At 68.7% G+C, this 6,051-nt stretch carries 9 protein-coding genes; 8 read left to right on the top strand and 1 reads right to left on the bottom strand.

What is annotated here, in order from left to right; all coding sequences use genetic code 11:
- Positions 1 to 81 precede the first annotated feature (81 nt).
- The 3 genes from ACFWF3_RS15780 to ACFWF3_RS15770 all read left to right on the top strand — a co-directional run bounded on the left by ACFWF3_RS15780 (position 82) and on the right by ACFWF3_RS15770 (position 2,610).
- A complete protein-coding gene (locus tag ACFWF3_RS15780; RefSeq protein WP_379314231.1) occupies positions 82 to 732 on the top strand; it encodes a DedA family protein in 651 nt (216 codons plus the stop codon).
- 106 nt (positions 733 to 838) lie between these two features.
- Entirely contained in the window at positions 839 to 1,963 is a 1,125-nt protein-coding gene (locus ACFWF3_RS15775; protein ID WP_379314230.1) for a sensor histidine kinase, read from the top strand.
- Positions 1,954 to 2,610, top strand: a complete 657-nt coding sequence (locus ACFWF3_RS15770; RefSeq protein WP_378989066.1) for a response regulator — start codon at positions 1,954 to 1,956, stop codon at positions 2,608 to 2,610. The genes ACFWF3_RS15775 and ACFWF3_RS15770 overlap by 10 nt, the downstream gene beginning before the upstream one ends.
- A gap of 4 nt (positions 2,611 to 2,614) precedes the next feature.
- On the opposite strand, the gene ACFWF3_RS15765 is transcribed toward ACFWF3_RS15770, so the two are convergent.
- A complete protein-coding gene (locus tag ACFWF3_RS15765; protein ID WP_379314229.1) occupies positions 2,615 to 2,959 on the bottom strand; it encodes a DUF6463 family protein in 345 nt (114 codons plus the stop codon).
- A 30-nt stretch (positions 2,960 to 2,989) separates the two neighbouring features.
- On the opposite strand from ACFWF3_RS15765, the gene ACFWF3_RS15760 reads away from it, so the two are divergent.
- The 5 genes from ACFWF3_RS15760 to coaBC form a co-directional block, all read left to right on the top strand.
- Complete coding sequence (locus tag ACFWF3_RS15760) at positions 2,990 to 3,580, top strand: TetR/AcrR family transcriptional regulator (RefSeq protein WP_378989068.1); 591 nt, start codon at positions 2,990 to 2,992, stop codon at positions 3,578 to 3,580.
- Between the two features lie 348 nt (positions 3,581 to 3,928).
- The gene (mihF, locus tag ACFWF3_RS15755) at positions 3,929 to 4,249 is read left to right on the top strand and encodes an integration host factor, actinobacterial type (protein ID WP_056815410.1); all 321 of its coding nucleotides are present in this window, start codon (positions 3,929 to 3,931) and stop codon (positions 4,247 to 4,249) included.
- 6 nt (positions 4,250 to 4,255) lie between these two features.
- Positions 4,256 to 4,840 carry a guanylate kinase gene (gmk, locus tag ACFWF3_RS15750; protein WP_379314228.1) on the top strand — a complete coding sequence of 195 codons (585 nt, stop codon included), beginning with the start codon at positions 4,256 to 4,258 and terminating at the stop codon, positions 4,838 to 4,840.
- Positions 4,841 to 4,867: 27 nt separating this feature from the next.
- Positions 4,868 to 5,146, top strand: coding sequence for a DNA-directed RNA polymerase subunit omega (gene rpoZ, locus ACFWF3_RS15745; protein WP_056810542.1), 279 nt, complete (start codon positions 4,868 to 4,870; stop codon positions 5,144 to 5,146).
- A gap of 28 nt (positions 5,147 to 5,174) precedes the next feature.
- Positions 5,175 to 6,051: bifunctional phosphopantothenoylcysteine decarboxylase/phosphopantothenate--cysteine ligase CoaBC (gene coaBC / locus ACFWF3_RS15740; protein WP_379314227.1), on the top strand; the 877-nt coding region annotated here is incomplete at its 3' end.

Genomic DNA, 6,051 nt, shown 5'->3' with positions numbered 1-6,051 from the left:
CCCTGCGACTGCGGTCGTACCGCGTCGACCGGGTGGTTGACGCTACTGATGATCGCGCCGGAGCTCCCTAGCGTCGAAAACATGGATACGACAGGGAATTCGACCGAACTGACCGGCATCGCGGGCTGGGCCGTCCAGCTGATGGAACAGCTCGGCGGCTTCGGCGCCGGCCTCGCGATCGCACTCGAGAACCTCTTCCCCCCGCTGCCCAGCGAGGTGATCCTGCCGCTGGCCGGCTTCACCGCCAGTCGCGGCCGGTTCAGCATCGCTGAGGTCTTGCTGTGGACCACCCTCGGCTCGGTCGTCGGCGCGCTCGCCCTCTACGGCCTCGGCGCCGCCCTCGGCCGCGACCGCCTGCGCCGCATCGTCGACCGGCTACCCCTGGTCCGCCTGTCCGACCTGGACCGCACCGAGGACTGGTTCGCCCGCCACGGCGACAAGGCGGTCTTCTGCGGCCGGATGATCCCGATCTTCCGCAGCCTGATCTCGATACCCGCCGGTGTCGAACGCATGCCGCTCGGTCGCTTCATGCTGCTGACCACGGCGGGCAGCCTGCTGTGGAACGCGGTCTTCGTGTTCGCGGGCTACTTCCTCGGCGAGAACTGGCACGTCGTCGAGACCTACGCCGGCATCGTGCAGAAGGCCATGATCGCCGCCGTGCTCGTGGCCGCGGCCGTCTTCGTCGTCCGGCGCGTGCGGCAGCGGCAGGTACAGCCGAGCATCGGCCGATGAGTGTCACGGCGTGGGCTGACCGCGCGTCCGGAGTGGTTGCCGGTCGGACATCGACAGGGGCGGGGCCCGGATGGCCGGAGTGGGCGCGGCACGCGAGAATTGGCCGATGAGCACCTCTGCGGCGCGATCCGCACGCGTCGCCGCCGCGGTCGCGGGATATCTGCTCGGCGTGCTCACCGTGCCTCTCGATCTGCTCGGCGTGCTTGCCGCGCCGATCTCGCCGGGCCTCACCGATCGGATCGCTCAGGTCGAGCAGCGGCGCCTCACCCGGTTGCTCGAAGTGCGGTCGAGTGGTGCTCCGAGCGGGACGCGGGCGGCGGGGTATCTGGCGGTCCGCGCGCTCGTCGGGGTGCTCGGCGCGCTGGTGCTGGCGCTGTCGGTGCTGGGCGTCGTGGTCGCGGTGGCCGTGGTCTACGGCGCTGCCACCGGCGCCGCGGTACCGATCATCGACGCGACCGAACCGGGACAGGTCACCTGGGCGACGGTCACCGTGCTGGTTCTTCCCGGCGCGGTGCTCTGCTTCCTCGCCGTCCAGGGTCTGCTCGGGGTGGTGCGCGCCGAGGCCTGGTGCCTGCGCCGGAGCACGCGCCCGGGACAGCACGAACTGACCCAGCGGGTCGCCCAGCTCACCACCACCCGCGCCGAGATGGTCGAGGTGATCGACGACGAACGGCGCCGGATCGAGCGCGATCTGCACGACGGTGTGCAGCAGCGGGTGGTCGCGTTGTCGATCCTGCTCGGCCGGATGGACCGGGCAGCCGACGAGGACGGGCGCGCCGACCTGCGCCGGCGTGCGATCGCCGAAACCGGGCACATCCTCGACGAACTGCGCGAGGTCTCCTGGCGGATCTACCCGGCCATGCTCGCCCGCGACGGCCTGCGCGCCGCCCTCGAAGCCCTCGCCGACCGCACCCCGATTCCGACTCGCCTGACCGTCGACCTCGACGAACGCGCACCCCGCCCGGTCGAGTCGGCCTGTTACTTCACCGCCAGCGAGGCGATCACCAACGCCATCAAGCATTCCGGCGCCACGGCCGTCGAGGTCGGCGTACAGCGGGTGGGATCGATCGTGCGCCTGCGGGTACACGACGACGGACAGGGCGGCGCCGACCCCACCGGACACGGCCTGACCGGCATCGCCACCCGCGTCACCGCGCTGGACGGCACCATGACGGTGGCCAGCCCGCCCGGCGGCCCGACGATCATCACCGTGGAGGTTCCGTGCGGATAACCCTGGCCGAGGACTCCGCGCTGCTGCGCGAGAGCCTGGCCCAGCTGCTCACCGCGGAGGGACACGAGATCGTGGACTCCGTCGGCACCGGGACCGAACTGCTCGCCGCCGTGCGAGTGCGCCCGCCCGATCTGGTCATCGCCGACGTGCGGATGCCGCCCGACCATGTCGACGAGGGGATCAGAGCGGCCCTGGAAATCCGTCGCGACCAGCCGGGGGTCGCCGTCCTGGTGCTGTCGCAGTACGTCGAGCGCAGGCACGCGGCGGAGTTCCTCACCGGCACCGGCGGCATCGGCTACCTGCTCAAGGACCGGGTCGCCGCGATCGGCTCGTTCCTCGACGCCGTCGAGCGGGTGGGTGCGGGCGGCACAGCCTTCGACCCGGAGGTGGTTCGTCAGCTCCTGCTGCACAATCGTGCCGACTCGCCACTGCACCGGCTCACCGAGCGCGAACGCGAAGTGCTCGAACTCATGGCGCAGGGTCTGAGCAACGCGGCGATCTGCGGACAGCTCTACGTCACCCGCAGCGCCGTCGAGAAACACATCAACGCGATCTTCACCAAGCTGGATCTGCCGGTCGGTGAGGCCCACAACCGGCGGGTCCTCGCCATCCTGCAACACCTGCGGGCGGGTGCGGCGCAGGGCTGACCGCTCAGGCCGTGGCCCGCGCGTTCCTGGCCCGCCACCAGCCGAAAGCGCCGGCGCCGAGCGGAAGCAGCACCGTGATGAACCCCGACAGGGGCATGAACGCGAGTCCGAACACCGTCGCGACGCCGAGCACGAGCAGCACCGTGCCGGGCACGTACCCCAGTGCGCGCTCCAGCGCGATCATCGCGAGGCCGAAACCGATGCTGACCACGCCGAACTCGGTGAACCAGAAGGTGAGCTCGACGTCCTGATCGCCGGCGGCGAACACCGCGACGCCGAGCGCGGTGTGCACCGTGCCGATGAATGTCAGGAGGGCTCCGGCGAGGGGAAATTTTGTTCTTGAATTCATATTCATAAACTGTGCCACTAGGCTGATCCGGTGGCAAGACCCCGCCTTTTCACCGATGAACAGGTGCTCGACGCGGCGCGCGACCTGCTCGCCGATCCCGCGATCACCCGGCCCGCCATCACGGCGATCACCAGGGCCGCCGGCGTGCACGCCGGGTCGATCTATGTGCGTTTCGCCTCACGTGACGAACTGCTCGCCCGCCTGTGGCTGCGGTCGATCCGCCGATTCCACGAGGGCTTCATCACGGCACTGACCGGCCCCGCGCCGCTGCTGGCCGCGGCCACGTTTCTGCCGCGCTATTGTCGCGCGCACCCGACCGAGGCGCGGGCGATGAAGATGTTTCATCGCGACGAACTGCTCGAGGTCGGCGCCGAGGATCTGCGGGCCGCGATCGCCGGTGTCAACGACGAGATGAACGCCGCGCTGCTGACGGCCGTGGTGACCGAATTCGGGGTCGCCGACGACCGCTCGCTGGCCATCGCGGACGCCGCGGTGAAGGCGATTCCGTACGGTCTGGTCCGTGATTACATCGCCCGTGCCGCCCCGATTCCGGACTGGATCGACGACGTCGTAGCGACCGCATCGGGTGCGGTTCTCGACCAGTTTCGGACCCGATCGTGACGACACGCTGTGCGAAATCGGGCGACACGCGGGCTTTTTCAGGAAACCCGCTGGTCGCGCGCCACCGGGTTTGCCAGGGCGGCACCCGGCACTCACGCTACCCGGTGGCTATCATCGCCCATATCGGTATAACCGCAGGTGAGGATGCATTTCAGCGATTCGACTGTACGATCGAGACGTGGGAATCTGCCGTCACCGCATCGGGTCCGCGCGCGCCATACGGCATGCGTAATCCTGCCCTGACCTGGGGGTCGGGTTCGCAATCGGCGCGCACCGTGGGTACGGTCGCACAGACCGTCCGGGTAACCGGCGGTAGATCTGGCAATGAACGATGAGACGGAGGAACCCGTGGCCCTTCCCCAGCTGACTGATGAGCAGCGCGCCGCTGCTCTGGAGAAGGCGGCTGCCGCTCGCCGCGCTCGGGCAGAGCTCAAGGAGCGCCTGAAGCGCGGTGGAACGAACCTGAAGCAGGTCCTCACCGATGCCGAGTCCGATGAGATTCTCGGCAAGATGAAGGTTTCTGCGCTGCTCGAGGCTCTGCCGAAGGTGGGCAAGGTCAAGGCGGCGGAGATCATGACCGAGCTGGAGATCGCGCCTACGCGTCGTCTCCGTGGTCTCGGTGCCCGGCAGCGCGCAGCGCTGCTCACCCGCTTCGACTTCGACGCCTAAAGTCTGGTGGACAAAAACACGCGGAAGGGCCGGCTGGTAGTACTGGTCGGCCCCTCGGCCGTGGGTAAATCCACGGTCGTTCGGTGCGTGCGGGAACGCCTGCCCGAACTGGTTTTCAGTGTGTCGGCCACCACCAGGGACCCCCGTCCCGGCGAGGTCGACGGTCTCGATTACCGCTTCGTTTCCCGAGTCGAGTTCGACGCCATGATCGCGGCGGACGAACTGCTCGAATGGGCAGACATCCATGGGGGGCTGCAGCGATCGGGCACCCCCGCCGCCCCGGTGCGCGAAGCGCTGGCGAGCGGACTTTCAGTACTGATCGAAGTCGACCTGGCCGGTGCACGGTCGGTCCGGCAGGTGATGCCGGAAGCACTGCTGGTGTTTCTCGCGCCGCCCAGCTGGGAAGAACTGGTCTCGCGGTTGCGTTCGCGCGGCACCGAGACGCCCGAGGTGATCGAGCGCAGGCTCGCGACGGCTCGGGTCGAATTGGCGGCCTGTGACGAGTTCGACACGGTCATCGTGAACAGCGAGGTAACGACCGCGTGTGAGCAGTTGGTATCGTTGTTCGTTAGCACAAATTCGAGTTCTTGACCCACTAACCCGCAGGAGTCACCCCTAGTGAGCACGGACATCACCGCAGTACCCGCGTACGACACTCCGATCGGCCTCACCAACCCCCCGATCGACGAGCTGCTCGAGCGCACGTCCTCCAAGTACGCCCTGGTGATCTACGCGGCCAAGCGCGCCCGTCAGATCAACGATTACTACAACCAGCTCGGTGACGGCATCCTCGAGTACGTCGGCCCGCTCGTCGAGCCGGGTCTGCAGGAGAAGCCGCTGTCGGTCGCCATGCGCGAAATCCACTCCGACCTGCTCGAACACACCGAGGGCGAGTGACAATCTCTAGTCCGGAGGCGTAAAGACCATGCGGATCGTCGTCGGGGTCGGCGGGGGCATCGCCGCCTACAAGGCGTGTGCCCTCGTTCGCCGTTTCACCGAGACCGGACACCAGGTGCGGGTGATTCCCACCGAGTCGGCTCTCCAGTTCATCGGTAAGGCGACCTTCGAGGCGCTGTCCGGTCAGCCGGTGCACACCACGGTGTTCGCCGACGTGCCCGAGGTGCCGCATGTCCGGATCGGCCAGGAGGCCGATCTCGTCGTCATCGCCCCCGCCACCGCGGATCTGATGGCGCGCGCCGCGCAGGGGCGCGCCGACGATCTGCTCACCGCCACCTTGCTGACGGCTCGATGTCCGGTGCTGTTCGCGCCCGCGATGCACACCGAGATGTGGGAGCATCCGGCGACGGTGGCCAATGTCGCGACGCTGCGCGCGCACGGCGCCAACGTGATGGAACCCGCGTCGGGCCGGCTCACCGGCACCGATACGGGTCCGGGACGGCTGCCCGAGCCGGAGGAGATCTTCGGTCTGGCCTCGCTGCTGCTCGAACGTGCCGACGCGCTGCCGCGCGACCTGACCGGTCGCCGCGTGGTGATCACCGCCGGTGGCACGAGGGAACCCCTCGACCCGGTGCGCTTCCTCGGCAACCGCAGCTCCGGCAAGCAGGGCTACGCCCTGGCCCGGGTCGCCGCTCAGCGCGGTGCCCAGGTGACGCTGATCGCGGGCAACACGATCGAGCTGGCACCGCCCGCCGCGGTCGAACTCGTCCACATCACCACCGCCGACCAGCTCAAGACCGCGGTCGACAAGCACGCGCTCGGCGCCGACGCGGTGATCATGGCGGCCGCGGTCGCCGATTTCCGTCCGACCCACGTGGCCGCGGCGAAGATCAAGAAGGGTGCCG

The sequence above is a fragment of the Nocardia sp. NPDC060220 genome (assembly GCF_042727815.1).
Classification (GTDB): Bacteria; Actinomycetota; Actinomycetes; order Mycobacteriales; family Mycobacteriaceae; genus Nocardia.
This window is presented reverse-complemented; position numbering and strand designations above follow the sequence as displayed.

Coding starts and splice junctions, on each gene's coding strand:
- ACFWF3_RS15775 (WP_379314230.1), top strand. CDS start 839: ATGAGCACCTCTGCGGCGCGATCCGCACGCGTCGCCGCCGCGGTCGCG.
- ACFWF3_RS15765 (WP_379314229.1), bottom strand. CDS start 2,959: ATGAATTCAAGAACAAAATTTCCCCTCGCCGGAGCCCTCCTGACATTC.
- ACFWF3_RS15780 (WP_379314231.1), top strand. CDS start 82: ATGGATACGACAGGGAATTCGACCGAACTGACCGGCATCGCGGGCTGG.